This is a genomic window from Dickeya aquatica, assembly GCF_900095885.1.
In the GTDB taxonomy this organism is placed as follows: Bacteria; Pseudomonadota; Gammaproteobacteria; order Enterobacterales; family Enterobacteriaceae; genus Dickeya; species Dickeya aquatica.
Genome location: NZ_LT615367.1, coordinates 4034385 through 4055715, shown reverse-complemented (window position 1 = coordinate 4055715; position 21331 = coordinate 4034385). Strand labels below are relative to the sequence as shown.

Annotated in this window: 38 protein-coding genes; all 38 read left to right on the top strand. The window is 50.5% G+C overall.

Translation table 11 applies throughout. The annotated features are described in order from the left end of the window. Window positions 1–80: 80 nt before the first annotated feature. Entirely contained in the window at window positions 81–803 is a 723-nt protein-coding gene (locus DAQ1742_RS18420) for a helix-turn-helix transcriptional regulator (RefSeq protein ID WP_035344554.1), read from the top strand. Then, window positions 803–1192, top strand: coding sequence for a sulfurtransferase complex subunit TusD (tusD, locus tag DAQ1742_RS18415; RefSeq protein ID WP_035344552.1), 390 nt, complete (start codon window positions 803–805; stop codon window positions 1190–1192). Before DAQ1742_RS18420 ends, tusD begins: the two co-directional genes overlap by 1 nt. 28 nt (window positions 1193–1220) lie before the next feature. Next, window positions 1221–1583 carry a sulfurtransferase complex subunit TusC gene (gene tusC / locus DAQ1742_RS18410; protein ID WP_035344551.1) on the top strand — a complete coding sequence of 121 codons (363 nt, stop codon included), beginning with the start codon at window positions 1221–1223 and terminating at the stop codon, window positions 1581–1583. A gap of 10 nt (window positions 1584–1593) precedes the next feature. Next, complete coding sequence (tusB, locus tag DAQ1742_RS18405) at window positions 1594–1884, top strand: sulfurtransferase complex subunit TusB (protein ID WP_035344550.1); 291 nt, start codon at window positions 1594–1596, stop codon at window positions 1882–1884. A gap of 131 nt (window positions 1885–2015) precedes the next feature. Further along, on the top strand, window positions 2016–2390 hold the full coding sequence (gene rpsL / locus DAQ1742_RS18400) for a 30S ribosomal protein S12 (RefSeq protein ID WP_012768095.1): 375 nt from the start codon (window positions 2016–2018) through the stop codon (window positions 2388–2390). Between the two features lie 96 nt (window positions 2391–2486). After that, entirely contained in the window at window positions 2487–2957 is a 471-nt protein-coding gene (gene rpsG / locus DAQ1742_RS18395) for a 30S ribosomal protein S7 (protein ID WP_013319707.1), read from the top strand. A 93-nt stretch (window positions 2958–3050) separates the two neighbouring features. After that, complete coding sequence (gene fusA, locus DAQ1742_RS18390; RefSeq protein ID WP_035344549.1) at window positions 3051–5165, top strand: elongation factor G; 2115 nt, start codon at window positions 3051–3053, stop codon at window positions 5163–5165. Between the two features lie 89 nt (window positions 5166–5254). After that, the gene (gene tuf, locus DAQ1742_RS18385) at window positions 5255–6439 is read left to right on the top strand and encodes an elongation factor Tu (protein WP_180706188.1); all 1185 of its coding nucleotides are present in this window, start codon (window positions 5255–5257) and stop codon (window positions 6437–6439) included. 131 nt (window positions 6440–6570) lie between these two features. Continuing rightward, window positions 6571–6765: a bacterioferritin-associated ferredoxin gene (gene bfd, locus DAQ1742_RS18380; protein WP_035344548.1), complete on the top strand. Its 195-nt coding sequence runs from the start codon at window positions 6571–6573 to the stop codon at window positions 6763–6765. A gap of 74 nt (window positions 6766–6839) precedes the next feature. Further along, window positions 6840–7316, top strand: a complete 477-nt coding sequence (gene bfr, locus DAQ1742_RS18375) for a bacterioferritin (protein ID WP_035344547.1) — start codon at window positions 6840–6842, stop codon at window positions 7314–7316. A 249-nt stretch (window positions 7317–7565) separates the two neighbouring features. Further along, entirely contained in the window at window positions 7566–7877 is a 312-nt protein-coding gene (rpsJ, locus tag DAQ1742_RS18370; protein WP_001181005.1) for a 30S ribosomal protein S10, read from the top strand. Window positions 7878–7909: 32 nt separating this feature from the next. Next, window positions 7910–8539 carry a 50S ribosomal protein L3 gene (gene rplC / locus DAQ1742_RS18365; protein WP_035344545.1) on the top strand — a complete coding sequence of 210 codons (630 nt, stop codon included), beginning with the start codon at window positions 7910–7912 and terminating at the stop codon, window positions 8537–8539. 10 nt (window positions 8540–8549) lie between these two features. Then, complete coding sequence (rplD, locus tag DAQ1742_RS18360; RefSeq protein WP_035344543.1) at window positions 8550–9155, top strand: 50S ribosomal protein L4; 606 nt, start codon at window positions 8550–8552, stop codon at window positions 9153–9155. Beyond that, a complete protein-coding gene (rplW, locus tag DAQ1742_RS18355) occupies window positions 9152–9454 on the top strand; it encodes a 50S ribosomal protein L23 (protein WP_024107520.1) in 303 nt (100 codons plus the stop codon). Before rplD ends, rplW begins: the two co-directional genes overlap by 4 nt. Before the next feature lie 17 nt (window positions 9455–9471). Then, window positions 9472–10293 carry a 50S ribosomal protein L2 gene (rplB, locus tag DAQ1742_RS18350; RefSeq protein WP_035344541.1) on the top strand — a complete coding sequence of 274 codons (822 nt, stop codon included), beginning with the start codon at window positions 9472–9474 and terminating at the stop codon, window positions 10291–10293. Between the two features lie 16 nt (window positions 10294–10309). Beyond that, the gene (gene rpsS / locus DAQ1742_RS18345; RefSeq protein ID WP_012764044.1) at window positions 10310–10588 is read left to right on the top strand and encodes a 30S ribosomal protein S19; all 279 of its coding nucleotides are present in this window, start codon (window positions 10310–10312) and stop codon (window positions 10586–10588) included. 14 nt (window positions 10589–10602) lie between these two features. Then, entirely contained in the window at window positions 10603–10935 is a 333-nt protein-coding gene (rplV, locus tag DAQ1742_RS18340; protein ID WP_035344539.1) for a 50S ribosomal protein L22, read from the top strand. Between the two features lie 17 nt (window positions 10936–10952). Continuing rightward, entirely contained in the window at window positions 10953–11654 is a 702-nt protein-coding gene (rpsC, locus tag DAQ1742_RS18335; protein ID WP_012768105.1) for a 30S ribosomal protein S3, read from the top strand. 13 nt (window positions 11655–11667) lie between these two features. After that, a complete protein-coding gene (rplP, locus tag DAQ1742_RS18330) occupies window positions 11668–12078 on the top strand; it encodes a 50S ribosomal protein L16 (protein WP_012768106.1) in 411 nt (136 codons plus the stop codon). Further along, a complete protein-coding gene (rpmC, locus tag DAQ1742_RS18325; protein ID WP_012764048.1) occupies window positions 12078–12269 on the top strand; it encodes a 50S ribosomal protein L29 in 192 nt (63 codons plus the stop codon). Before rplP ends, rpmC begins: the two co-directional genes overlap by 1 nt. Further along, window positions 12269–12523, top strand: a complete 255-nt coding sequence (gene rpsQ, locus DAQ1742_RS18320; protein ID WP_035344537.1) for a 30S ribosomal protein S17 — start codon at window positions 12269–12271, stop codon at window positions 12521–12523. The genes rpmC and rpsQ overlap by 1 nt, the downstream gene beginning before the upstream one ends. 170 nt (window positions 12524–12693) lie before the next feature. Continuing rightward, window positions 12694–13065, top strand: coding sequence for a 50S ribosomal protein L14 (gene rplN / locus DAQ1742_RS18315; protein WP_035344535.1), 372 nt, complete (start codon window positions 12694–12696; stop codon window positions 13063–13065). A gap of 10 nt (window positions 13066–13075) precedes the next feature. Then, window positions 13076–13390: a 50S ribosomal protein L24 gene (rplX, locus tag DAQ1742_RS18310; protein ID WP_000729185.1), complete on the top strand. Its 315-nt coding sequence runs from the start codon at window positions 13076–13078 to the stop codon at window positions 13388–13390. A 14-nt stretch (window positions 13391–13404) separates the two neighbouring features. After that, window positions 13405–13944: a 50S ribosomal protein L5 gene (rplE, locus tag DAQ1742_RS18305; protein WP_035344532.1), complete on the top strand. Its 540-nt coding sequence runs from the start codon at window positions 13405–13407 to the stop codon at window positions 13942–13944. A gap of 13 nt (window positions 13945–13957) precedes the next feature. Further along, complete coding sequence (gene rpsN, locus DAQ1742_RS18300; protein WP_012768111.1) at window positions 13958–14263, top strand: 30S ribosomal protein S14; 306 nt, start codon at window positions 13958–13960, stop codon at window positions 14261–14263. A 33-nt stretch (window positions 14264–14296) separates the two neighbouring features. Then, the gene (gene rpsH / locus DAQ1742_RS18295) at window positions 14297–14689 is read left to right on the top strand and encodes a 30S ribosomal protein S8 (protein WP_035344530.1); all 393 of its coding nucleotides are present in this window, start codon (window positions 14297–14299) and stop codon (window positions 14687–14689) included. A gap of 13 nt (window positions 14690–14702) precedes the next feature. Then, window positions 14703–15236 (top strand): 50S ribosomal protein L6, encoded by a 534-nt coding sequence (gene rplF, locus DAQ1742_RS18290; RefSeq protein WP_035344529.1) that lies wholly within the window; start codon window positions 14703–14705, stop codon window positions 15234–15236. Window positions 15237–15245: 9 nt separating this feature from the next. Beyond that, the gene (rplR, locus tag DAQ1742_RS18285) at window positions 15246–15599 is read left to right on the top strand and encodes a 50S ribosomal protein L18 (RefSeq protein ID WP_035344524.1); all 354 of its coding nucleotides are present in this window, start codon (window positions 15246–15248) and stop codon (window positions 15597–15599) included. A gap of 14 nt (window positions 15600–15613) precedes the next feature. Continuing rightward, window positions 15614–16114, top strand: coding sequence for a 30S ribosomal protein S5 (rpsE, locus tag DAQ1742_RS18280; protein WP_035344523.1), 501 nt, complete (start codon window positions 15614–15616; stop codon window positions 16112–16114). 6 nt (window positions 16115–16120) lie between these two features. Next, complete coding sequence (rpmD, locus tag DAQ1742_RS18275; protein WP_004846568.1) at window positions 16121–16300, top strand: 50S ribosomal protein L30; 180 nt, start codon at window positions 16121–16123, stop codon at window positions 16298–16300. Window positions 16301–16303: 3 nt separating this feature from the next. Next, a complete protein-coding gene (gene rplO / locus DAQ1742_RS18270) occupies window positions 16304–16738 on the top strand; it encodes a 50S ribosomal protein L15 (protein ID WP_035344522.1) in 435 nt (144 codons plus the stop codon). A gap of 7 nt (window positions 16739–16745) precedes the next feature. Beyond that, the gene (gene secY, locus DAQ1742_RS18265) at window positions 16746–18077 is read left to right on the top strand and encodes a preprotein translocase subunit SecY (protein ID WP_035344521.1); all 1332 of its coding nucleotides are present in this window, start codon (window positions 16746–16748) and stop codon (window positions 18075–18077) included. A gap of 34 nt (window positions 18078–18111) precedes the next feature. Continuing rightward, on the top strand, window positions 18112–18228 hold the full coding sequence (gene rpmJ, locus DAQ1742_RS18260) for a 50S ribosomal protein L36 (RefSeq protein ID WP_012768118.1): 117 nt from the start codon (window positions 18112–18114) through the stop codon (window positions 18226–18228). 147 nt (window positions 18229–18375) lie between these two features. Beyond that, complete coding sequence (rpsM, locus tag DAQ1742_RS18255; RefSeq protein ID WP_035344519.1) at window positions 18376–18732, top strand: 30S ribosomal protein S13; 357 nt, start codon at window positions 18376–18378, stop codon at window positions 18730–18732. 16 nt (window positions 18733–18748) lie between these two features. Then, window positions 18749–19138, top strand: coding sequence for a 30S ribosomal protein S11 (gene rpsK / locus DAQ1742_RS18250; protein WP_002919257.1), 390 nt, complete (start codon window positions 18749–18751; stop codon window positions 19136–19138). A 30-nt stretch (window positions 19139–19168) separates the two neighbouring features. Beyond that, window positions 19169–19789, top strand: a complete 621-nt coding sequence (gene rpsD, locus DAQ1742_RS18245; RefSeq protein WP_012768120.1) for a 30S ribosomal protein S4 — start codon at window positions 19169–19171, stop codon at window positions 19787–19789. Window positions 19790–19814: 25 nt separating this feature from the next. Beyond that, entirely contained in the window at window positions 19815–20804 is a 990-nt protein-coding gene (locus DAQ1742_RS18240; RefSeq protein ID WP_035344517.1) for a DNA-directed RNA polymerase subunit alpha, read from the top strand. Window positions 20805–20844: 40 nt separating this feature from the next. Then, window positions 20845–21237 (top strand): 50S ribosomal protein L17, encoded by a 393-nt coding sequence (gene rplQ / locus DAQ1742_RS18235; protein ID WP_024107510.1) that lies wholly within the window; start codon window positions 20845–20847, stop codon window positions 21235–21237. Window positions 21238–21331: the final 94 nt, after the last annotated feature.

Here is a 21331-nt window from a genome sequence, read left to right as displayed (position 1 = left end):
AAAGGACGAGGTCGGGGTTATTTGATAAACTTATTGCCCTGTCAAATACAATGATAATGACGTTGAGGGTGGTGCCTGTCATGTCTACTTCGCTTGTGAATGGCGAATCCCATGATCTTGACTTACTGGACCAGCGCCCGTTTCTGCCAACGGATTACGAGATACTGAAATCGTATGAAGCGGTGGTTGACGGTCTGGCGATGTTGATTGGCGATCATTGCGAGATAGTGTTGCATTCGTTGGAAGACCTGAAGTGTTCGGCTGTGCGCATTGCAAACGGTGAACATACCGGACGTAAAATCGGCTCACCCATTACCGATTTGGCGCTGCGCATGTTGCATGATATGGCCGGTGAGGATAGCAGCGTCTCCAAAGCTTACTTCACGCGCGCCAAGAGCGGTGTGCTAATGAAATCCGTGACCATTGCTATTCGCAACCGTGAGCAGCGTGTGATTGGCTTATTGTGCATCAATATGAACCTTGATGTGCCGTTCTCTCAGATTATGCAAACCTTCCTGCCGCCAGAAATCAAGGAAGTGGCTTCTTCGGTGAATTTTGCCTCCTCGGTTGATGAGCTGGTGGCACAGACGCTGGAATTTACCATCGAAGAGGTGAATGCTGACCGCAGCGTATCCAACAATGCCAAAAACCGCCAGATTGTGCTCAACCTGTATGAAAAAGGGATTTTTGACATCAAAGATGCCATTAACCAGGTGGCAGATCGGTTAAATATCTCCAAGCACACGGTGTATTTGTACATCCGCCAGTTCAAAAGTGGCGACTTCAGCGGGCACGATCGGTGATGTTGCGTTACTGCCTGCTGGTGACTGGCCCGGCGTATGGTACACAGCAAGCCAGCAGTGCTTTCCAGTTTGCGCAGGCGCTGCTTGCTCAAGGGCACCGGTTAGAACGGGTGTTTTTCTATCGCGAAGGGGTGTTGAATGCGAACCAGCTCACCGCCCCGGCCAGTGATGAGTTTGACCTGATTCGTGCCTGGCAGCAATTGGCACAGACGCATCAGGTAGCGCTGAACGTGTGTGTGGCAGCCGCGCTACGGCGTGGCGTAACCGATACTCAACAGGCAGAGCAGTTAAACCTGACAGGCACTAACCTTCAGCCAGGGTTCGCGTTAAGCGGGCTGGGCGAGTTGTCCGAGTCTGTGCTCACCTGTGACCGCGTCGTTCAGTTTTAGCGATATCTAGTTGTGGAGAAGACGTAAGATGGCCGGTCGCGTTGCCTTTGTGTTTACCCAGCCGCCCCACGGTAACTCCGCCGGGCGCGAAGGGCTGGATGCGTTGCTGGCGATGTCGGCACTTACCGAAGAGATTGGCGTTTTCTTTATTGCCGATGGCGTATTCCAGCTACTCCCTGCACAGCAACCCGATAAAATTTTGATGCGTAATTATATTGCTACGTTCGGCGTGTTGCCGCTTTATGACATCGAACACTGCTACCTGTGTGAAACGTCAATGCGCCAGCGTGGTGTATCACCCCAGACAAACTGGGTGCTGGATGTCGAATTACTGGCCCCTGATGCACTGCGTGCCATACTGAATACGTATGATACGGTGCTGACTTTTTGAGTTGCCTGCCATGCTACATACGCTTTCCCATTCGCCTTATCACACCGATTTGCCCGCATTACTGCGAATGGTCACGGCTGATGATGCGCTTTTGCTGATACAAGACGGCGTGATTGCGGCCATTGACGGTTCGTTAGCCTGGGAGCACCTGTGCGCATCCTGTCCCGCACCTGTTTACGCCTTGATAGAAGATGTGCACGCGCGTGGCCTTTCTGCGCAAATTTCCACCATGGTCACGCTGGTTGACTATACTGAGTTCGTGAGACTGACTGCCCTGCATGCCCGGCAACTGGCCTGGTGATTTCACCTTTTTGTATATTTCTTGACTCCTTACCCGGCCAGTCCTAAAATTCTGCGTCCTCATGCTTTGCCTCTGTCTGGTATGAGGAGATTTATTACGTGTTTACGAAGCAAAAACCAGGAGCTTTTTGAATGGCAACAATTAACCAGCTGGTACGCAAGCCACGCTCTCTGAAGGTTGCTAAAAGCAACGTTCCGGCGCTGGAAGCCTGCCCGCAGAAACGTGGTGTATGTACCCGTGTATATACCACCACTCCGAAAAAACCGAACTCTGCACTGCGTAAAGTATGTCGTGTTCGTTTAACTAACGGTTTTGAAGTTACCTCCTACATTGGTGGTGAAGGTCATAACCTTCAGGAACACTCCGTGATCCTGATCCGTGGCGGTCGTGTTAAAGACCTGCCAGGTGTGCGTTACCACACCGTCCGTGGCGCGCTGGACTGCTCTGGTGTTAAAGACCGTAAGCAATCCCGTTCCAAATACGGCGTGAAGAAGCCGAAGGCTTAATGGTTCTCCGTTAAGTAAGGCCAAACGTTTTAACTTTAATGTCAAACTAAACTCGTAGAGTTTTGGACAATCCTGAATTAACAACGGAGTATTTCCATGCCACGTCGTCGCGTCATTGGTCAGCGTAAAATTCTGCCAGATCCGAAATTCGGATCAGAACTGCTGGCTAAATTCGTCAACATCCTGATGGTAGATGGTAAAAAATCTACCGCAGAAGCTATCGTCTATACTGCGCTGGAAACCCTGGCTCAGCGTTCAGGTAAAGACCATCTGGAAGCCTTTGAAGCAGCACTGGATAACGTGCGTCCGACTGTCGAAGTGAAGTCTCGTCGCGTTGGTGGTTCTACTTATCAGGTTCCAGTTGAAGTTCGTCCGGTTCGTCGCAATGCTCTGGCTATGCGTTGGATCGTTGAAGCTGCTCGTAAACGCGGTGATAAATCCATGGCTTTGCGCCTGGCGAACGAACTTTCTGATGCAGCAGACAACAAAGGTACTGCTGTGAAGAAACGTGAAGACGTTCACCGTATGGCTGAAGCCAACAAGGCGTTCGCTCACTACCGCTGGTAATCCCTGCGTAGACGTTAATAACCCAGCGGGCGCTCAACAGGCTAACCCGCTTGGGTTTTACTACTTTGAACGCCCTAGGAATAGAGGAAACAAATGGCTCGTACAACACCCATTGCACGCTATCGTAATATCGGTATCAGTGCACACATCGACGCCGGTAAAACCACTACCACTGAACGTATTCTGTTCTACACCGGTGTAAACCACAAAATCGGTGAAGTTCACGACGGCGCCGCGACCATGGACTGGATGGAGCAGGAACAGGAGCGTGGTATTACCATTACCTCCGCTGCGACCACCGCTTTCTGGTCCGGTATGGCTAAACAGTATGAACCGCACCGCATCAACATCATCGACACCCCGGGGCACGTTGACTTCACCATTGAAGTAGAACGTTCCATGCGTGTACTGGATGGCGCAGTGATGGTTTACTGTGCGGTAGGTGGTGTTCAGCCGCAGTCTGAAACCGTATGGCGTCAGGCAAACAAATATAAAGTTCCGCGTATCGCGTTCGTTAACAAAATGGACCGTATGGGCGCGAACTTCCTGAAAGTGGTTGACCAGATTAAAGCGCGTCTGGGTGCCAACCCGGTTCCGTTGCAACTGGCTATTGGTGCTGAAGAAGCATTCACCGGTGTTGTTGACCTGGTGAAAATGAAAGCCATCAACTGGAACGAAGCAGACCAGGGTACCACCTTCGTTTACGAAGATATCCCGGCTGACATGCAGGATCTGGCTGACGAATGGCATCAGAATCTGATTGAATCCGCCGCTGAAGCTTCCGAAGAGCTGATGGAAAAATACCTGGGCGGTGAAGAGCTGACTGAAGCAGAAATCAAGACTGCTCTGCGTCAGCGCGTTCTGAATAATGAAATCATCCTGGTTACCTGTGGTTCTGCGTTCAAGAACAAAGGTGTTCAGGCAATGCTGGACGCCGTTATTGACTATCTGCCGGCTCCGACAGATGTTCCGGCAATCAAAGGTATGCTGGACGACGGTAAAGACACCCCAGCTGAGCGTCACGCCAGCGATGACGAGCCGTTCTCTGCACTGGCGTTCAAAATCGCAACCGACCCGTTCGTGGGTAACCTGACCTTCTTCCGCGTGTACTCCGGTGTGGTTAACTCCGGCGACACTGTGCTGAACTCAGTGAAATCTGAGCGTGAGCGTTTTGGTCGTATCGTTCAGATGCACGCCAACAAGCGTGAAGAAATTAAAGAAGTTCGTGCGGGTGACATCGCTGCGGCTATCGGTCTGAAAGACGTGATTACTGGTGACACCCTGTGTAACCCGGATCACCCGATCATTCTGGAGCGTATGGAATTCCCGGAACCGGTTATCTCCATCGCCGTAGAACCGAAAACCAAAGCTGACCAGGAAAAAATGGGTCTGGCTCTGGGCCGTCTGGCGAAAGAAGACCCGTCTTTCCGCGTATGGACTGACGAAGAATCGAACCAGACCATCATCGCGGGCATGGGCGAGCTGCACCTCGACATCATCGTTGACCGTATGAAGCGTGAGTTCAACGTAGAAGCAAACGTCGGTAAACCGCAGGTTGCTTACCGCGAAGCGATTCGCGCTAAAGTTACCGATGTTGAAGGTAAACACGCCAAACAGTCTGGTGGTCGTGGTCAGTATGGTCACGTTGTTATCGACATGTATCCGCTGGAGCCGGGCTCAAATCCGAAAGGTTACGAGTTCGTCAACGATATCAAAGGTGGTGTTATTCCTGGTGAATACATCCCGGCCGTTGATAAAGGTATTCAGGAGCAGCTGAAAGCGGGTCCGCTGGCTGGCTTCCCGGTGGTTGATCTCGGCGTGCGTCTGCACTTCGGTTCTTACCATGACGTTGACTCCTCCGAACTGGCGTTTAAACTGGCTGCCTCTATTGCCTTTAAAGCGGCGTTTGGTAAAGCGAACCCTGTTCTGCTTGAGCCTATCATGAAGGTTGAAGTAGAAACGCCAGAAGAGAACACCGGTGACGTCATCGGTGACCTTAGCCGTCGTCGTGGTATGCTGCGTGGTCAAGAATCCAACGTGACTGGCGTTGTGATTCATGCTGAAGTGCCGCTGTCTGAAATGTTCGGATATGCAACCCAGCTGCGTTCTTTGACCAAAGGTCGTGCTTCTTACTCCATGGAGTTCCTGAAGTACGATGATGCACCGAACAACGTTGCTCAGGCTGTTATTGAAGCCCGTCGTAAGTAATAAACCCGTAGTAAATCACTCGGGTTTAACAAAACATTGATCCCGTGCTCTCTCCATGAGGGGAGAGCATTTGAGTAAGGAATATAGCCGTGTCTAAAGAAAAATTTGAACGTACAAAACCGCACGTTAACGTCGGTACTATCGGCCACGTTGACCATGGTAAAACAACGCTGACCGCTGCCATCACTACCGTTCTGGCAAAAACCTACGGTGGTCAGGCTCGTGCATTCGACCAGATCGATAACGCACCGGAAGAAAAAGCGCGTGGTATCACCATCAACACCTCTCACGTTGAATACGATACCCCGACTCGCCACTACGCGCACGTTGACTGCCCAGGGCACGCCGACTACGTGAAAAACATGATCACCGGTGCAGCCCAGATGGACGGCGCTATCCTGGTTGTTGCTGCGACTGACGGCCCGATGCCGCAGACGCGTGAGCACATCCTGCTGGGTCGTCAGGTCGGCGTTCCGTTCATCATCGTGTTCCTGAACAAATGCGACATGGTTGATGACGAAGAGCTGCTGGAACTGGTTGAGATGGAAGTGCGTGAGCTGCTGTCTCAGTACGACTTCCCAGGCGACGACACGCCGGTTATCCGCGGTTCCGCGCTGAAAGCGCTGGAAGGCGAAGCCGAGTGGGAAGCGAAAATCATCGAACTGGCCGAAGCGCTGGACAGCTACATCCCGGAACCTGAGCGTGCGATTGACAAGCCGTTCCTGCTGCCGATCGAAGACGTATTCTCTATCTCTGGCCGTGGTACTGTCGTGACCGGTCGTGTAGAGCGCGGCATCGTTAAAGTGGGCGAAGAAGTGGAAATCGTGGGTATCAAAGACACCACGAAAACCACCTGTACCGGCGTTGAAATGTTCCGCAAATTGCTGGACGAAGGCCGTGCAGGCGAGAACGTTGGCGTTCTGCTGCGTGGTACCAAACGTGATGAAGTTGAGCGTGGTCAGGTACTGGCTAAACCGGGTTCAATCAAGCCGCACACTCAGTTCGAATCTGAAGTGTATATTCTGAGCAAAGACGAAGGTGGCCGTCACACGCCGTTCTTCAAAGGCTACCGTCCGCAGTTCTACTTCCGTACCACTGACGTGACAGGCACCATCGAACTGCCGGAAGGCGTGGAAATGGTGATGCCAGGCGACAACATCAAGATGGTCGTAAACCTGATCGCGCCGATCGCGATGGACGACGGTCTGCGTTTCGCAATCCGTGAAGGTGGCCGTACCGTAGGTGCTGGCGTGGTTGCCAAAGTTATCGCTTAATAAGCAATAACTCACATACGAAATGAAAAGGGTACTTCGGTACCCTTTTTTATTAGTCTTTTTGGTAATTGAAATAAAAACCATTCTTATTTACTATACGGGTGGCTGATTAAAAAGTGAGTGATTCGTGTATGTATATCTGCTTGTGTAATGCAATTTCCGATAAAGTCATTCGGCAGGTTGTTCGCCAACATCGCACGGTGTCTCTCAAACAATTAAAGCAGTTCATTCCCGTTGGCACGGAATGTGGAAAATGCCTGCGTCAGGCTCGGCTGATTATTGATGATGAAATGACAAAAAATGCGCAATTAAACCAAGTTGCATAACCAAACCAGCCAGCTTTTTGACTCTGCCTGAAGCGCTTCTACACTTTTTAGTACTGGAGCGGAGGAGTCGAGCTATGAAAGGTGATAAAAACGTCATTACTCATTTGAATAAGCTGTTGGGCAACGAGTTGGTTGCGATTAACCAGTATTTTTTGCATGCCCGAATGTTTAAGAACTGGGGGCTTAAGCGCCTTAATGACCATGAATACCATGAGTCTATTGATGAAATGAAACATGCTGATCGCTACATCGAGCGGATCTTGTTTCTGGAAGGTATCCCGAATTTACAAGACCTTGGCAAGCTGAATATTGGCGAAGATGTAGAGGAAATGCTGCGCTCTGACCTGGCATTAGAGCTCGAAGGAGCAAAGAGTTTGCGTGAGGCTATCGCTTATGCTGACTCGGTGCGAGATTATGTCAGCCGCGACCTTATGATCAGCGTGCTGGCAGATGAAGAAGAGCACATCGACTGGCTGGAAACGGAACTGGAACTGATTGCCAGATTAGGTATCCAGAATTACCTACAGACTCAACTGAAAGAAGAAGCATAATCACCACGCTTCAATTAAATCCCCGAGTTTCATCTTTAGGTTGCTTCCTGAACAAATATACGTATAATGCGCGGGCCTACCTGAAATGGTAGGCCTGATTCGTTATGAATCCGCAGGCAGGCAATAAGCCCGCCAAACAATATCCCCGATATGGGGGTTACGTACTGTGAACGATTACACTCTCCCATCAATCGTAATGGGCTCGAGGAGTAATTACTTTCGTTTATAAATAATTGGAGCTCTGGTCTCATGCAGAACCAAAGAATCCGTATCCGCCTGAAAGCGTTTGATCATCGTCTGATCGATCAATCAACTGCGGAAATTGTCGAGACTGCCAAGCGCACTGGTGCGCAGGTTCGCGGTCCGATTCCGCTGCCGACCCGCAAAGAGCGCTTTACCGTTCTGATCTCTCCGCACGTTAACAAAGACGCGCGCGATCAGTACGAAATCCGCACTCACAAGCGTCTGGTTGACATCGTTGAGCCAACTGAGAAAACCGTTGATGCTCTGATGCGTCTGGATCTGGCTGCCGGTGTAGACGTGCAGATCAGCCTGGGTTAATCAGGTCATTGAGCGATTGAGAGGTTGAAACAATGATTGGTTTAGTCGGTAAAAAAGTGGGTATGACCCGCATCTTCACTGAAGAAGGCGTTTCTATCCCCGTAACCGTAATCGAAATTGAAGCAAACCGCGTAACTCAGGTCAGAGACCTGGAGAACGACGGATACCGTGCTGTTCAGGTCACTACCGGTGCTAAAAAAGCTAACCGTGTGACTAAACCGGAAGCGGGCCATTTCGCTAAAGCGGGTGTTGAAGCTGGTCGCGTTCTGCGTGAATTCCGTCTTGCTGACGGTGAAGAATTTGCGGTAGGGCAGAACATCAGCGTTGAAATCTTCGCTGACGTTAAAAAAGTAGACGTTACCGGTACTTCTAAAGGTAAAGGCTTTGCCGGTACCGTTAAGCGCTGGAACTTCCGCACTCAGGATGCTACCCACGGTAACTCCTTGTCTCACCGTGTTCCGGGTTCTATCGGTCAGAACCAGACTCCGGGCAAAGTGTTCAAAGGCAAGAAAATGGCAGGCCAGCTGGGTAATGAACGTGTCACTGTTCAGAGCCTGGACGTAGTACGTGTTGACGCTGAGCGCAACCTGCTGCTGGTTAAAGGTGCAGTCCCGGGTGCAACCGGTAGCGACCTGATCGTTAAACCGGCTGTGAAGGCGTGAGGAGATAGCAATGGAATTAGTATTGAAAGACGCGCAAAGCGCGCTGACTGTTTCCGAAACTACCTTCGGTCGTGATTTCAACGAAGCGCTGGTTCACCAGGTTGTTGTTGCTTATGCAGCAGGTGCCCGTCAAGGTACTCGCGCTCAGAAGACCCGTGCTGAAGTAACTGGTTCCGGTAAAAAACCGTGGCGTCAGAAAGGCACTGGCCGTGCGCGTTCTGGTTCTATCAAGAGCCCGATCTGGCGTTCTGGTGGCGTAACGTTCGCTGCCAAGCCTCAGGATCACAGCCAGAAAGTAAACAAAAAGATGTACCGCGGCGCGCTGAAAAGCATTCTGTCCGAACTGGTACGTCAGGATCGTCTGATCGTTGTCGAGAAGTTCTCTGTTGAAGCGCCGAAAACTAAGTTGCTGGCTCAGAAACTGAAAGAACTGGCGCTGGATGACGTGCTGATCATCACTGGTGAACTGGATGAGAACCTGTTCCTGGCCGCTCGTAACCTGTACAAGGTTGACGTGCGTGACGTGACAAGTATCGACCCGGTTAGCCTGATCGCCTTCGACAAAGTGGTTATGACTGCTGATGCTGTTAAGCAAGTTGAGGAGATGCTGGCATGATTCGTGAAGAACGTCTGCTGAAAGTATTGCGCGCGCCGCACGTTTCTGAAAAAGCGTCTACTGCGATGGAAAAACACAACACCATCGTGCTCAAAGTTGCCAAAGACGCGACTAAAGCAGAAATCAAAGCTGCCGTGCAGAAACTGTTTGAAGTCGAAGTCAATGACGTACGTACCCTGGTAGTTAAAGGGAAAGTGAAACGTCATGGACAGCGTATCGGTCGTCGTAGCGACTGGAAAAAAGCTTACGTCACCCTGAAAGAAGGCCAGAATCTGGACTTCATCGGCGGCGCAGAGTAAGTCGGAGGAGTAATACAATGGCAGTTGTTAAATGTAAACCGACATCTCCGGGTCGTCGCCACGTTGTTAAAGTGGTTAACCCTGAGCTGCACAAGGGCAAACCGTTTGCTCCGTTGCTGGAAAAAAACAGCAAATCCGGTGGTCGTAACAACAATGGCCGTATCACCACTCGTCATATCGGTGGTGGCCACAAACAGGCTTACCGTATTGTTGACTTCAAACGCAACAAAGACGGTATTCCGGCAGTTGTTGAGCGTCTTGAGTACGATCCGAACCGTTCTGCGAACATCGCACTGGTTCTGTACAAAGACGGCGAGCGCCGTTATATCCTGGCACCGAAAGGCCTGAAAGCAGGTGACCAGATTCAGTCTGGTGTTGATGCTGCAATCAAAACCGGTAACACCCTGCCGATGCGTAACATCCCGGTCGGTTCAACGGTTCACAACGTAGAAATGAAACCAGGTAAAGGCGGCCAGTTGGCTCGTTCTGCTGGTGCCTACGTTCAGATCGTTGCTCGTGAAGGTGCTTACGTTACTCTGCGTCTGCGTTCTGGCGAAATGCGTAAAGTCGAATCTGACTGCCGCGCAACGCTGGGCGAAGTCGGCAACGCTGAGCATATGCTGCGCGTTCTGGGTAAAGCAGGTGCTGCACGCTGGCGTGGCGTACGTCCGACCGTTCGCGGTACGGCGATGAACCCGGTTGACCACCCGCACGGTGGTGGTGAAGGTCGTAACTTTGGTAAGCACCCGGTTACTCCGTGGGGCGTTCAGACCAAAGGTAAGAAGACCCGCAGCAACAAGCGTACTGATAAATTCATCGTACGTCGCCGTACTAAATAATTTTAGAGGATAAACCATGCCACGTTCTCTCAAGAAAGGTCCATTTATTGACCTGCACTTGCTGAAGAAGGTAGAGAAAGCGGTGGAAAGCGGTGACAAGAAGCCCCTGCGCACCTGGTCCCGTCGTTCAACGATCTTTCCAAACATGATCGGTTTGACCATCGCTGTCCATAATGGTCGTCAGCACGTTCCGGTATTCATCTCTGATGAGATGGTCGGACACAAGCTGGGTGAATTCGCGCCGACTCGTACTTATCGCGGCCACGCGGCTGATAAAAAAGCCAAGAAGAAATAAGGTAGGAGGAAGAGATGGAAACTATCGCTAAACATCGCCATGCTCGTTCTTCTGCTCAGAAGGTTCGCCTGGTGGCTGACCTGATTCGCGGTAAGAAAGTGTCGCAAGCTCTGGAAATTCTGACCTACACCAACAAGAAAGCTGCTGGTCTGGTTAAGAAAATACTGGAGTCTGCCATTGCTAACGCAGAACACAACGATGGCGCTGACATTGACGATCTGAAAGTTGCGAAAATCTTCGTAGACGAAGGCCCGAGCATGAAACGCATTATGCCGCGTGCTAAAGGTCGTGCGGATCGCATCCTGAAGCGTACCAGCCACATCACTGTGGTTGTGTCCGATCGCTGAGACTCTGGAGACTAGCAATGGGTCAGAAAGTACATCCTAATGGTATTCGCCTGGGTATTGTCAAAACTTGGAACTCTACCTGGTATGCGAATACCAAAGAATTCGCTGACAACCTGGACAGCGATTTTAAAGTTCGTCAGTACCTGAACAAGGAACTGGAGAAAGCCTCCGTTTCCCGCATCGTTATCGAGCGTCCGGCTAAAAGCATCCGTGTGACTATTCACACTGCTCGCCCGGGTATCGTTATCGGTAAAAAAGGTGAAGACGTCGAAAAACTGCGTAAGGGCGTAGCGGATATCGCTGGCGTACCGGCGCAGATTAATATCGCCGAAGTTCGTAAGCCTGAACTGGACGCAAAACTGGTTGCCGACAGCATCACTTCTCAGCTGGAGCGTCGTGTGATGTTCCGTCGCGCGATGAAGCGTGCTGTTCAGAACGCCATGCGTCTGGGCGCTAAAGGTATCAAAGTTGAAGTTAGCGGCCGTCTGGGCGGCGCGGAAATCGCACGTACCGAGTGGTACCGTGAAGGCCGTGTTCCGTTGCATACACTGCGCGCTGACATTGATTACAACACCTCTGAAGCGCACACCACTTACGGTGTCATCGGTGTGAAAGTGTGGATCTTCAAAGGTGAGATCCTGGGTGGTATGGCTGCCGTTGAACAACCGGAAAAACCGGCTGCTCAACCGAAAAAGCAGCAGCGTAAAGGCCGCAAGTAAGGAGAGTCGCTGAATGTTACAACCAAAGCGTACAAAATTCCGTAAGGTGCACAAAGGCCGCAACCGTGGTCTGGCTGCCGGTACGGATGTGAGCTTCGGCACTTTCGGTCTGAAAGCTGTTGGCCGCGGTCGCCTGACTGCTCGTCAAATCGAAGCTGCTCGTCGTGCTATGACTCGTGCTGTTAAGCGTCAAGGTAAGATCTGGATCCGTGTATTCCCGGACAAACCGATCACCGAGAAACCGCTTGAAGTGCGTATGGGTAAAGGTAAAGGTAACGTGGAGTATTGGGTTGCCTTGATTCAGCCAGGTAAAGTCCTGTACGAAATGGACGGGGTGCCGGAAGAGTTAGCCCGCGAGGCATTCGAACTGGCAGCAGCGAAACTGCCGATCAAAACCACCTTTGTAACTAAGACGGTGATGTAATGAAAGCAAAAGAGCTGCGTGAAAAGAGCGTTGAAGAGCTGAATACCGAACTGCTCGGACTGCTGCGTGAACAGTTCAATCTGCGCATGCAGGCTGCCAGCGGTCAGCTGCAACAAACTCACCTGTTGAAGCAAGTGCGCCGTAATGTCGCACGCGTTAAGACTTTACTGACTGAGAAGGCGGGTGCGTAATGACCGATAAAATCCGTACTCTGCAAGGTCGTGTTGTTAGTGACAAAATGCAGAAATCTGCTGTTGTTGCTATTGAGCGTTTTGTGAAACATCCGATCTACGGTAAATTCATCAAGCGCACGACTAAGCTGCACGTGCATGACGAGAACAACGAATGTGGAATCGGCGACGTGGTTGAAATCCGCGAATGCCGCCCGCTGTCCAAGACTAAATCCTGGACTCTGGTTCGCGTTGTAGAGAAAGCGGTTCTGTAATACAGTAAGCGCTCTCGAATAAGATAAACGGCTCAATGTGTTGAGCCGTTTATTTTTTCTACCCATATTGAATGAGCAGTGTTATAATGCTGCGCCCTCAATTATGGGGCTTTTTTAACGACCTGATTCTGGGTCCCATAAGTAGTAGTTGACATTAGCGGAGCACTAACATGATCCAAGAACAGACTATGCTGAACGTGGCCGACAACTCCGGTGCACGTCGCGTAATGTGTATCAAGGTTCTGGGTGGCTCGCACCGTCGCTACGCAGGCGTCGGCGACATCATCAAAATTACCATTAAGGAAGCAATTCCTCGTGGCAAGGTGAAGAAAGGCGATGTGCTGAAGGCGGTAGTGGTGCGCACCAGGAAGGGTGTTCGTCGCCCGGACGGTTCTGTCGTTCGCTTCGATGGCAATGCTTGCGTTCTTCTGAACAACAACAGCGAGCAGCCGATCGGTACGCGTATTTTTGGGCCGGTAACTCGTGAGCTGCGTTCTGAGAAGTTCATGAAAATTATCTCTCTGGCACCAGAAGTATTGTAAGGAGCGAACCATGGCAGCGAAAATCCGTCGTGATGACGAAGTTATCGTGCTGACCGGCAAAGATAAAGGTAAGCGCGGTAAAGTAAAAAATGTCCTGTCCTCTGGTAAGGTCATTGTTGAAGGTATCAACCTGGTTAAAAAACATCAGAAGCCGGTTCCGGCACTGAACCAACCGGGTGGCATCGTTGAAAAAGAAGCTGCAATTCAGGTTTCTAACGTTGCAATCTTCAATGCGGCTACCGGCAAGGCAGACCGTGTAGGCTTTAGATTCGAAGACGGCAAAAAAGTCCGTTTCTTCAAGTCTAACAGCGAAACTATCAAGTAACTTGGAGTAGTACGATGGCGAAACTGCATGATTACTACAAAGACGAAGTAGTTAGCAAACTGATGACTCAGTTTAACTACCATTCTGTCATGCAAGTCCCTCGGGTCGAGAAGATCACCCTGAACATGGGTGTTGGTGAAGCGATTGCTGACAAAAAACTGCTGGATAACGCAGCAGCTGATTTGACAGCGATCTCCGGTCAGAAACCGTTGATCACCAAAGCACGCAAATCTGTTGCAGGCTTCAAAATCCGTCAGGGCTATCCGATCGGCTGTAAAGTAACCCTGCGTGGCGAACGCATGTGGGAGTTCTTTGAGCGTCTGATTACCATTGCTGTACCGCGTATCCGCGATTTCCGTGGTCTGTCTTCGAAATCTTTCGATGGACGTGGTAACTACAGCATGGGTGTGCGTGAGCAGATCATCTTCCCGGAAATCGACTATGACAAAGTCGATCGCGTTCGTGGTTTGGACATTACCATTACCACCACTGCGAAATCCGATGATGAAGGCCGTGCGCTGTTGGCCGCCTTTAACTTCCCGTTCCGCAAGTAAGGTAGGGTTACTAATGGCTAAGCAATCCATGAAAGCACGCGAAGTTAAACGCGTGAAATTAGCTGACAAATTCTTCGCTAAGCGCGTTGAGTTGAAAGCTATTATCTCCAATGTGAACTCATCCGACGAAGATCGTTGGGATGCTGTTCTCAAGCTGCAGACTCTGCCGCGTGATTCCAGCCCGTCCCGTCAGCGTAACCGCTGCCGCCAGACTGGTCGTCCGCACGCTTTCCTGCGGAAGTTCGGGTTGAGCCGTATCAAGGTCCGTGAAGCCGCCATGCGCGGTGAAATTCCGGGTCTGAAAAAGGCTAGCTGGTAATTGTCACCAATTGAATCACGGGAGTAAAGACAGATGAGCATGCAAGATCCGATCGCGGATATGCTGACCCGTATCCGTAACGGTCAGGCCGCGAACAAAGTTGCGGTCACCATGCCTTCCTCCAAGCTGAAAGTGGCAATTGCCAAAGTGCTGAAGGAAGAAGGTTACATTGAAGATTACAAAATCGAAGGCGACACCAAGCCTGTACTGGAACTGAGTCTGAAATATTTCCAGGGCAAGGCAGTGGTAGAAAGCATTCAGCGAGTAAGCCGTCCTGGTCTGCGCATCTACAAACGTAAAGATGAGCTGCCGAAAGTTATGGCCGGTTTAGGTATCGCAGTTGTTTCTACCTCTAAAGGTGTGATGACTGATCGTGCAGCTCGCCAGGCTGGTCTTGGTGGCGAGATTATCTGCTACGTAGCTTAATCGGGAGGAAAGAATGTCTCGTGTTGCAAAAGCACCCGTCGTCATTCCTGCCGGCGTAGAGGTAAAACTCAACGGTCAGGATATTTCGGTCAAGGGTAAAAACGGCGAGCTGACCCGCAAAGTCAACGCTGCTGTAGAAGTTAAACAGGCTGATAACGTGCTGACTTTCGCTCCGCGCGAAGGTTTTGCTGATGGCTGGGCTCAGGCCGGTACTACCCGCGCTCTGCTGAACAGCATGGTTATCGGTGTTACCGAAGGCTTCACCAAAAAGCTGCAGCTGGTAGGTGTTGGTTATCGTGCAGCCGTGAAAGGTAATGTGGTGAATCTGGCCTTGGGCTTCTCTCACCCGATCGATCACGAACTGCCTGCAGGTATTACTGCTGAATGTCCGTCTCAGACTGAAATCGTGCTGAAAGGCGCTGATAAACAGCTGATCGGTCAGGTGGCAGCTGATCTGCGCGCCTACCGTAGTCCTGAGCCTTACAAAGGCAAGGGTGTTCGTTACGCCGATGAAGTCGTGCGTACCAAAGAGGCTAAGAAGAAGTAAGGTAACACTATGGATAAGAAATCAGCTCGTATCCGTCGTGCAACCCGCGCACGTCGCAAGCTCCGTGAACTGGGTGCGACACGTCTGGTGGTACATCGTACCCCGCGTCATATTTACGCGCAGGTCATCGCACCGAACGGTTCTGAAGTCCTGGTAGCCGCTTCTACTGTAGAAAAAGCTATCGCTGAGCAACTGAAGTACACCGGTAACAAAGACGCAGCTGCTGCTGTAGGTAAAGCTGTTGCTGAACGCGCTCTGGAAAAAGGCATCAAAGCAGTCGCTTTTGACCGTTCCGGTTTCCAATATCATGGTCGAGTCCAGGCACTGGCAGATGCTGCCCGTGAAGCTGGCCTTCAGTTCTAAGGTAGAGGTGTAAGATGGCTCACATCGAAAAACAAGCTGGCGAACTGCAGGAAAAGCTGATCGCGGTAAATCGCGTATCTAAAACCGTTAAAGGTGGTCGTATTTTTAGCTTCACCGCACTGACTGTAGTGGGTGATGGTAATGGCCGCGTTGGTTTTGGTTACGGTAAAGCACGCGAAGTTCCGGCAGCGATACAGAAAGCGATGGAAAAAGCCCGTCGCAATATGATGAATGTCGCGCTGAACAACGGCACTCTGCAGCACCCGGTTAAAGGTGCACACACAGGTTCTCGTGTGTTCATGCAGCCAGCTTCCGAAGGTACCGGTATTATTGCCGGTGGTGCAATGCGCGCCGTTCTGGAAGTTGCAGGGGTTCATAACGTATTGGCTAAAGCCTATGGTTCCACTAACCCGATTAACGTGGTACGTGCAACTATCGACGGCTTGGCTAACATGAAGTCCCCGGATATGGTCGCTGCCAAGCGTGGTAAATCCGTTGAAGACATTCTGGGGTAATTGACCATGGCAAAGACTATTAAAATCACTCAAACCCGTAGTGCAATCGGTCGTCTGCCGAAACATAAGGCAACGCTGCTTGGCCTGGGTCTGCGTCGTATTGGTCATACCGTAGAGCGTGAAGATACGCCCGCCGTACGTGGTATGGTCAACGCGGTTTCCTATATGGTTAAAGTGGAGGAGTAACAGATGCGTTTGAATACTCTGTCTCCGGCCGAAGGCGCTAAACACGCTGCGAAGCGTGTAGGTCGCGGTATCGGTTCCGGCCTCGGTAAAACGGGCGGCCGTGGTGTCAAAGGTCAGAACTCTCGTTCTGGCGGTGGCGTGCGCCGTGGTTTTGAAGGCGGCCAGATGCCTTTGTACCGTCGTCTGCCGAAGTTCGGCTTCACTTCTCGCAAAGCGATGATTACAGCCGAAGTTCGTCTGTCTGATCTGGCTCGCGTTGAAGGTGATGTTGTCGATCTGAATACGCTTAAAGCTGCTAACGTCATCGGCGTTCAGATTGAATTCGCGAAAGTGATTCTGTCTGGCGAAGTTGCACGTCCGGTAACGATCCGTGGCTTGCGCGTCACCAAAGGTGCTCGTGCTGCGATCGAGGCTGCTGGCGGCAAAATTGAGGAATAAGTAGCAGATGGCTAAGCAACCAGGATTAGATTTTCAAAGTGCTAAAGGCGGAGTTGGCGAGCTGAAGCGCAGACTGCTGTTTGTAATCGGTGCGCTAATTGTTTTCCGTATTGGCTCTTTTATTCCGATTCCTGGTATTGATGCCACTGTGCTTGCCAAATTGCTCGAACAACAGCGTGGCACCATCATTGAAATGTTCAATATGTTCTCTGGTGGTGCACTTAGCCGTGCTTCAATTTTTGCTCTGGGTATCATGCCGTATATTTCGGCGTCCATCATCATTCAGTTGTTGACGGTGGTTCATCCAGCTCTGGCAGAAATAAAGAAAGAAGGGGAAGCTGGCAGACGTAAAATCAGCCAGTACACCCGTTACGGTACTTTGGTGTTGGGTATATTTCAGTCAATCGGTATTGCTACTGGTTTACCGAATATGCCTGGAATGCAGGATCTTGTTATTAACCCGGGTTTTGCATTTTATTTCACCGCTGTTGTCAGTCTGGTCACAGGAACAATGTTCCTTATGTGGTTAGGCGAGCAGATTACTGAACGAGGTATCGGTAACGGTATCTCGATCATAATTTTTGCTGGTATCGTTGCGGGACTGCCGCCGGCCATTGGCCATACCATCGAGCAAGCGCGGCAAGGCGATCTGCACTTCCTCCTGTTGCTGTTGGTTGCGGTGCTGGTATTCGCAGTGACTTTCTTTGTTGTATTTATTGAGCGTGGTCAACGTCGTATCGTCGTTAATTATGCTAAACGTCAACAAGGGCGTCGTGTTTATGCCGCTCAGAGTACACATCTGCCTTTGAAGGTAAATATGGCGGGGGTTATTCCGGCCATTTTTGCTTCAAGCATAATACTGTTTCCTGCTACGATTGCATCGTGGTTTGGGGGCGGTACTGGTTGGAATTGGCTGACAACTATTTCGTTGTATTTGCAGCCAGGGCAACCGCTTTATGTGTTACTCTATGCATCTGCAATCATCTTCTTCTGTTTCTTCTATACAGCGTTGGTATTTAACCCGCGTGAAACAGCAGATAACCTGAAGAAGTCCGGTGCATTCGTGCCAGGAATTCGTCCGGGAGAACAAACGGCAAAATATATTGATAAAGTAATGACGCGTCTGACGTTGGTCGGTGCGATGTATATTACTTTTATCTGCCTCATCCCGGAGTTCATGCGCGACGCAATGAAAGTGCCGTTCTACTTTGGTGGTACGTCACTGTTAATTGTTGTTGTTGTGATCATGGACTTTATGGCTCAAGTGCAAACGCTATTGATGTCCAGTCAATATGAGTCTGCATTGAAGAAGGCAAACCTGAAAGGCTATAGCCGCTAATTAGGTTTAGCTTGAGAAGTTACGGAGAGTAAAAATGAAAGTTCGTGCTTCCGTCAAGAAATTATGTCGTAACTGTAAGATCGTTAAGCGTAACGGCATCGTTCGCGTCATCTGCAGCGCCGAGCCTAAGCATAAACAGCGCCAAGGCTGATTATCTCACATATTTTTCTTGCAAAGTTGGGTTGAGCTGGCTAGATTAGCCAGCCAATCTTTTGTATGTAACTGCAATATCATTTGAGTATCCTGAAAACGGGCTTTTCAGTATGGTATTGCTTTATAAAAATTGTAGGAGTGCATAGTGGCCCGTATAGCAGGCATTAACATTCCTGATCATAAACATACCGTTATCGCATTAACTTCGATTTACGGTATCGGCAAAACCCGTTCTAAGGCCATCTGTGCTGAAACGGGAATCGCTGAAGATGTTAAGATCAGTGAGCTGTCTGAAGAACAAATTGATCAGCTGCGTGATGCAGTTGGTAAATTCGTTGTTGAAGGTGATCTGCGTCGTGAAATCACCCTGAGCATCAAGCGTCTGATGGACCTTGGTACTTATCGTGGTTTGCGTCACCGTCGTGGTCTGCCGGTACGCGGTCAGCGTACTAAGACTAACGCCCGTACCCGTAAGGGTCCGCGCAAACCGATCAAGAAATAATCGGGGTGATTGAATAATGGCAAAGGCACCTATTCGTGCACGTAAGCGTGTAAGAAAGCAAGTCTCTGACGGTGTGGCTCATATCCATGCTTCTTTCAACAACACCATCGTTACCATTACCGATCGTCAGGGTAATGCGTTGGGTTGGGCAACTGCCGGTGGTTCCGGTTTCCGTGGTTCTCGTAAATCCACTCCGTTCGCCGCTCAGGTAGCAGCAGAGCGCTGCGCCGAAGCTGTGAAAGAGTACGGTATCAAGAATCTGGAAGTTATGGTTAAAGGACCTGGTCCGGGCCGTGAGTCTACTATCCGCGCTCTGAACGCGGCTGGTTTCCGCATCACTAATATTACTGATGTGACTCCGATCCCTCATAACGGTTGTCGTCCGCCGAAAAAGCGTCGCGTGTAACGCTGCTTTTAGGATTGCTGGAGAAAGAAAATGGCAAGATATTTGGGTCCTAAGCTCAAGCTGAGCCGTCGTGAAGGCACCGACCTGTTTTTAAAGTCTGGTGTTCGTGCGATCGATTCCAAGTGTAAAATTGAACAAGCTCCTGGTCAGCATGGCGCACGTAAACCGCGTCTGTCCGACTATGGCGTGCAGTTGCGTGAAAAGCAGAAAGTTCGCCGTATCTACGGTGTGCTGGAACGCCAGTTCCGTAACTACTACAAAGAAGCCGCTCGTCTGAAAGGCAATACAGGTGCAAACCTGTTGCAGTTGCTGGAAGGTCGTTTGGACAACGTTGTTTACCGTATGGGGTTCGGCGCTACTCGTGCAGAAGCTCGTCAGCTGGTGAGCCACAAAGCTGTCATGGTAAACGGTCGCGTTGTTAATATCGCTTCTTATCAGGTATCTCCGAATGACGTAGTCAGCATCCGCGAGAAAGCGAAAAAGCAGTCTCGTGTTAAGGCCGCTTTGGAGCTGGCTGAACAGCGTGAAAAGCCAACTTGGCTGGAAGTTGATGCTGCCAAGATGGAAGGTGTGTTCAAACGTATTCCTGAACGTACCGATCTGTCTGCGGACATTAATGAACACCTGATCGTCGAGCTTTACTCCAAGTAAAGCTTAGTACCAAAGAGAGGACACAATGCAGGGTTCTGTGACAGAGTTTCTAAAACCGCGCCTGGTAGATATCGAGCAAGTCAGTTCGACGCACGCCAAGGTGACCCTTGAGCCGTTAGAGCGGGGCTTCGGCCATACTCTTGGTAACGCACTGCGCCGTATTCTGCTTTCATCCATGCCTGGTTGCGCGGTGACCGAGGTTGAGATTGATGGTGTACTGCACGAGTACAGCACCAAAGAAGGCGTACAGGAAGATATCCTGGAAATCCTGCTCAACCTGAAAGGGCTGGCGGTGAGAGTTCAAGGCAAAGATGAAGTTATTCTTACCCTGAATAAATCTGGCATTGGCCCTGTGACTGCAGCCGACATCACCCATGATGGTGATGTCGAAATCGTCAAGCCACAGCATATAATCTGCCATCTGACCGATGAGAACGCATCTATTAGCATGCGTATTAAAGTTCAGCGTGGTCGTGGTTATGTGCCGGCGTCTGCCCGTATTCATACGGAAGAAGATGAGCGCCCGATTGGTCGCCTGTTAGTTGACGCTTGCTACAGCCCTGTGGAGCGTATCGCCTACAATGTTGAAGCAGCGCGTGTTGAACAGCGCACCGACCTGGACAAGCTGGTCATCGAGATGGAAACCAATGGTACGATCGATCCTGAAGAGGCGATCCGCCGTGCGGCGACTATTCTGGCCGAACAACTGGAAGCTTTTGTTGATTTACGTGATGTACGTCAGCCTGAAGTGAAAGAAGAAAAACCAGAATTCGATCCGATCCTGCTGCGCCCTGTTGACGATCTTGAATTGACTGTCCGCTCTGCTAACTGTCTTAAGGCAGAAGCTATCCACTACATCGGTGATCTGGTACAGCGTACCGAGGTTGAACTGCTTAAAACGCCTAACCTGGGTAAAAAATCTCTTACCGAGATTAAAGACGTGCTGGCTTCCCGTGGTTTGTCTCTGGGCATGCGCCTGGAAAACTGGCCACCAGCAAGCATTGCCGATGAATAACCAGATCACAGGTTAAGGTTTTACTGAGAAGGATAAGGTCATGCGCCATCGTAAGAGTGGTCGTCAACTGAACCGTAACAGCAGCCATCGCCAGGCTATGTTCCGTAACATGGCTGGTTCTTTGGTTCGTCATGAGATCATCAAGACGACCCTGCCGAAAGCGAAAGAGCTGCGTCGTGTTGTTGAACCGCTGATTACTCTTGCCAAGACCGACAGCGTTGCTAATCGTCGTCTGGCATTTGCCCGTACTCGTGATAACGAGATCGTGGCTAAACTGTTTAATGAACTGGGCCCGCGTTTCGCGAGCCGCGCTGGTGGTTACACTCGCATTCTGAAGTGTGGCTTCCGTGCTGGTGACAATGCGCCGATGGCATACATCGAGCTCGTTGATCGCACAGTTTCTCAGACAGAAGAAGTGGCTACTGCGGAGTAATCCGTATTAGCGTAAAAAAACCGGGGAAACCCGGTTTTTTTACGTCTCAATTTTAGTTCTGTTTTATTCTTTCCTGACCGACTATTATGAATCT

What these genes read in the sequence shown, in the direction of transcription:
- rpmJ (WP_012768118.1), top strand. Translation starts at nt 18,112, where the DNA reads ATGAAAGTTCGTGCTTCCGTCAAGAAATTATGTCGTAACTGTAAGATC.
- fusA (WP_035344549.1), top strand. Translation starts at nt 3,051, where the DNA reads ATGGCTCGTACAACACCCATTGCACGCTATCGTAATATCGGTATCAGT.
- rpsK (WP_002919257.1), top strand. Translation starts at nt 18,749, where the DNA reads ATGGCAAAGGCACCTATTCGTGCACGTAAGCGTGTAAGAAAGCAAGTC.
- rplP (WP_012768106.1), top strand. Translation starts at nt 11,668, where the DNA reads ATGTTACAACCAAAGCGTACAAAATTCCGTAAGGTGCACAAAGGCCGC.
- rplW (WP_024107520.1), top strand. Translation starts at nt 9,152, where the DNA reads ATGATTCGTGAAGAACGTCTGCTGAAAGTATTGCGCGCGCCGCACGTT.
- rpsH (WP_035344530.1), top strand. Translation starts at nt 14,297, where the DNA reads ATGAGCATGCAAGATCCGATCGCGGATATGCTGACCCGTATCCGTAAC.
- rpmC (WP_012764048.1), top strand. Translation starts at nt 12,078, where the DNA reads ATGAAAGCAAAAGAGCTGCGTGAAAAGAGCGTTGAAGAGCTGAATACC.
- secY (WP_035344521.1), top strand. Translation starts at nt 16,746, where the DNA reads ATGGCTAAGCAACCAGGATTAGATTTTCAAAGTGCTAAAGGCGGAGTT.
- rplB (WP_035344541.1), top strand. Translation starts at nt 9,472, where the DNA reads ATGGCAGTTGTTAAATGTAAACCGACATCTCCGGGTCGTCGCCACGTT.
- rplE (WP_035344532.1), top strand. Translation starts at nt 13,405, where the DNA reads ATGGCGAAACTGCATGATTACTACAAAGACGAAGTAGTTAGCAAACTG.
- rpsC (WP_012768105.1), top strand. Translation starts at nt 10,953, where the DNA reads ATGGGTCAGAAAGTACATCCTAATGGTATTCGCCTGGGTATTGTCAAA.
- DAQ1742_RS18420 (WP_035344554.1), top strand. Translation starts at nt 81, where the DNA reads ATGTCTACTTCGCTTGTGAATGGCGAATCCCATGATCTTGACTTACTG.
- bfr (WP_035344547.1), top strand. Translation starts at nt 6,840, where the DNA reads ATGAAAGGTGATAAAAACGTCATTACTCATTTGAATAAGCTGTTGGGC.
- rplC (WP_035344545.1), top strand. Translation starts at nt 7,910, where the DNA reads ATGATTGGTTTAGTCGGTAAAAAAGTGGGTATGACCCGCATCTTCACT.
- rpsL (WP_012768095.1), top strand. Translation starts at nt 2,016, where the DNA reads ATGGCAACAATTAACCAGCTGGTACGCAAGCCACGCTCTCTGAAGGTT.
- rplV (WP_035344539.1), top strand. Translation starts at nt 10,603, where the DNA reads ATGGAAACTATCGCTAAACATCGCCATGCTCGTTCTTCTGCTCAGAAG.
- rpsN (WP_012768111.1), top strand. Translation starts at nt 13,958, where the DNA reads ATGGCTAAGCAATCCATGAAAGCACGCGAAGTTAAACGCGTGAAATTA.
- rplR (WP_035344524.1), top strand. Translation starts at nt 15,246, where the DNA reads ATGGATAAGAAATCAGCTCGTATCCGTCGTGCAACCCGCGCACGTCGC.
- rplD (WP_035344543.1), top strand. Translation starts at nt 8,550, where the DNA reads ATGGAATTAGTATTGAAAGACGCGCAAAGCGCGCTGACTGTTTCCGAA.
- DAQ1742_RS18240 (WP_035344517.1), top strand. Translation starts at nt 19,815, where the DNA reads ATGCAGGGTTCTGTGACAGAGTTTCTAAAACCGCGCCTGGTAGATATC.
- rplO (WP_035344522.1), top strand. Translation starts at nt 16,304, where the DNA reads ATGCGTTTGAATACTCTGTCTCCGGCCGAAGGCGCTAAACACGCTGCG.
- rpsD (WP_012768120.1), top strand. Translation starts at nt 19,169, where the DNA reads ATGGCAAGATATTTGGGTCCTAAGCTCAAGCTGAGCCGTCGTGAAGGC.
- rpsJ (WP_001181005.1), top strand. Translation starts at nt 7,566, where the DNA reads ATGCAGAACCAAAGAATCCGTATCCGCCTGAAAGCGTTTGATCATCGT.
- bfd (WP_035344548.1), top strand. Translation starts at nt 6,571, where the DNA reads ATGTATATCTGCTTGTGTAATGCAATTTCCGATAAAGTCATTCGGCAG.
- rpmD (WP_004846568.1), top strand. Translation starts at nt 16,121, where the DNA reads ATGGCAAAGACTATTAAAATCACTCAAACCCGTAGTGCAATCGGTCGT.
- rplX (WP_000729185.1), top strand. Translation starts at nt 13,076, where the DNA reads ATGGCAGCGAAAATCCGTCGTGATGACGAAGTTATCGTGCTGACCGGC.
- tusC (WP_035344551.1), top strand. Translation starts at nt 1,221, where the DNA reads ATGGCCGGTCGCGTTGCCTTTGTGTTTACCCAGCCGCCCCACGGTAAC.
- rplN (WP_035344535.1), top strand. Translation starts at nt 12,694, where the DNA reads ATGATCCAAGAACAGACTATGCTGAACGTGGCCGACAACTCCGGTGCA.
- rpsG (WP_013319707.1), top strand. Translation starts at nt 2,487, where the DNA reads ATGCCACGTCGTCGCGTCATTGGTCAGCGTAAAATTCTGCCAGATCCG.
- rpsQ (WP_035344537.1), top strand. Translation starts at nt 12,269, where the DNA reads ATGACCGATAAAATCCGTACTCTGCAAGGTCGTGTTGTTAGTGACAAA.
- rplF (WP_035344529.1), top strand. Translation starts at nt 14,703, where the DNA reads ATGTCTCGTGTTGCAAAAGCACCCGTCGTCATTCCTGCCGGCGTAGAG.
- rpsE (WP_035344523.1), top strand. Translation starts at nt 15,614, where the DNA reads ATGGCTCACATCGAAAAACAAGCTGGCGAACTGCAGGAAAAGCTGATC.
- rplQ (WP_024107510.1), top strand. Translation starts at nt 20,845, where the DNA reads ATGCGCCATCGTAAGAGTGGTCGTCAACTGAACCGTAACAGCAGCCAT.
- tusB (WP_035344550.1), top strand. Translation starts at nt 1,594, where the DNA reads ATGCTACATACGCTTTCCCATTCGCCTTATCACACCGATTTGCCCGCA.
- rpsS (WP_012764044.1), top strand. Translation starts at nt 10,310, where the DNA reads ATGCCACGTTCTCTCAAGAAAGGTCCATTTATTGACCTGCACTTGCTG.
- tusD (WP_035344552.1), top strand. Translation starts at nt 803, where the DNA reads ATGTTGCGTTACTGCCTGCTGGTGACTGGCCCGGCGTATGGTACACAG.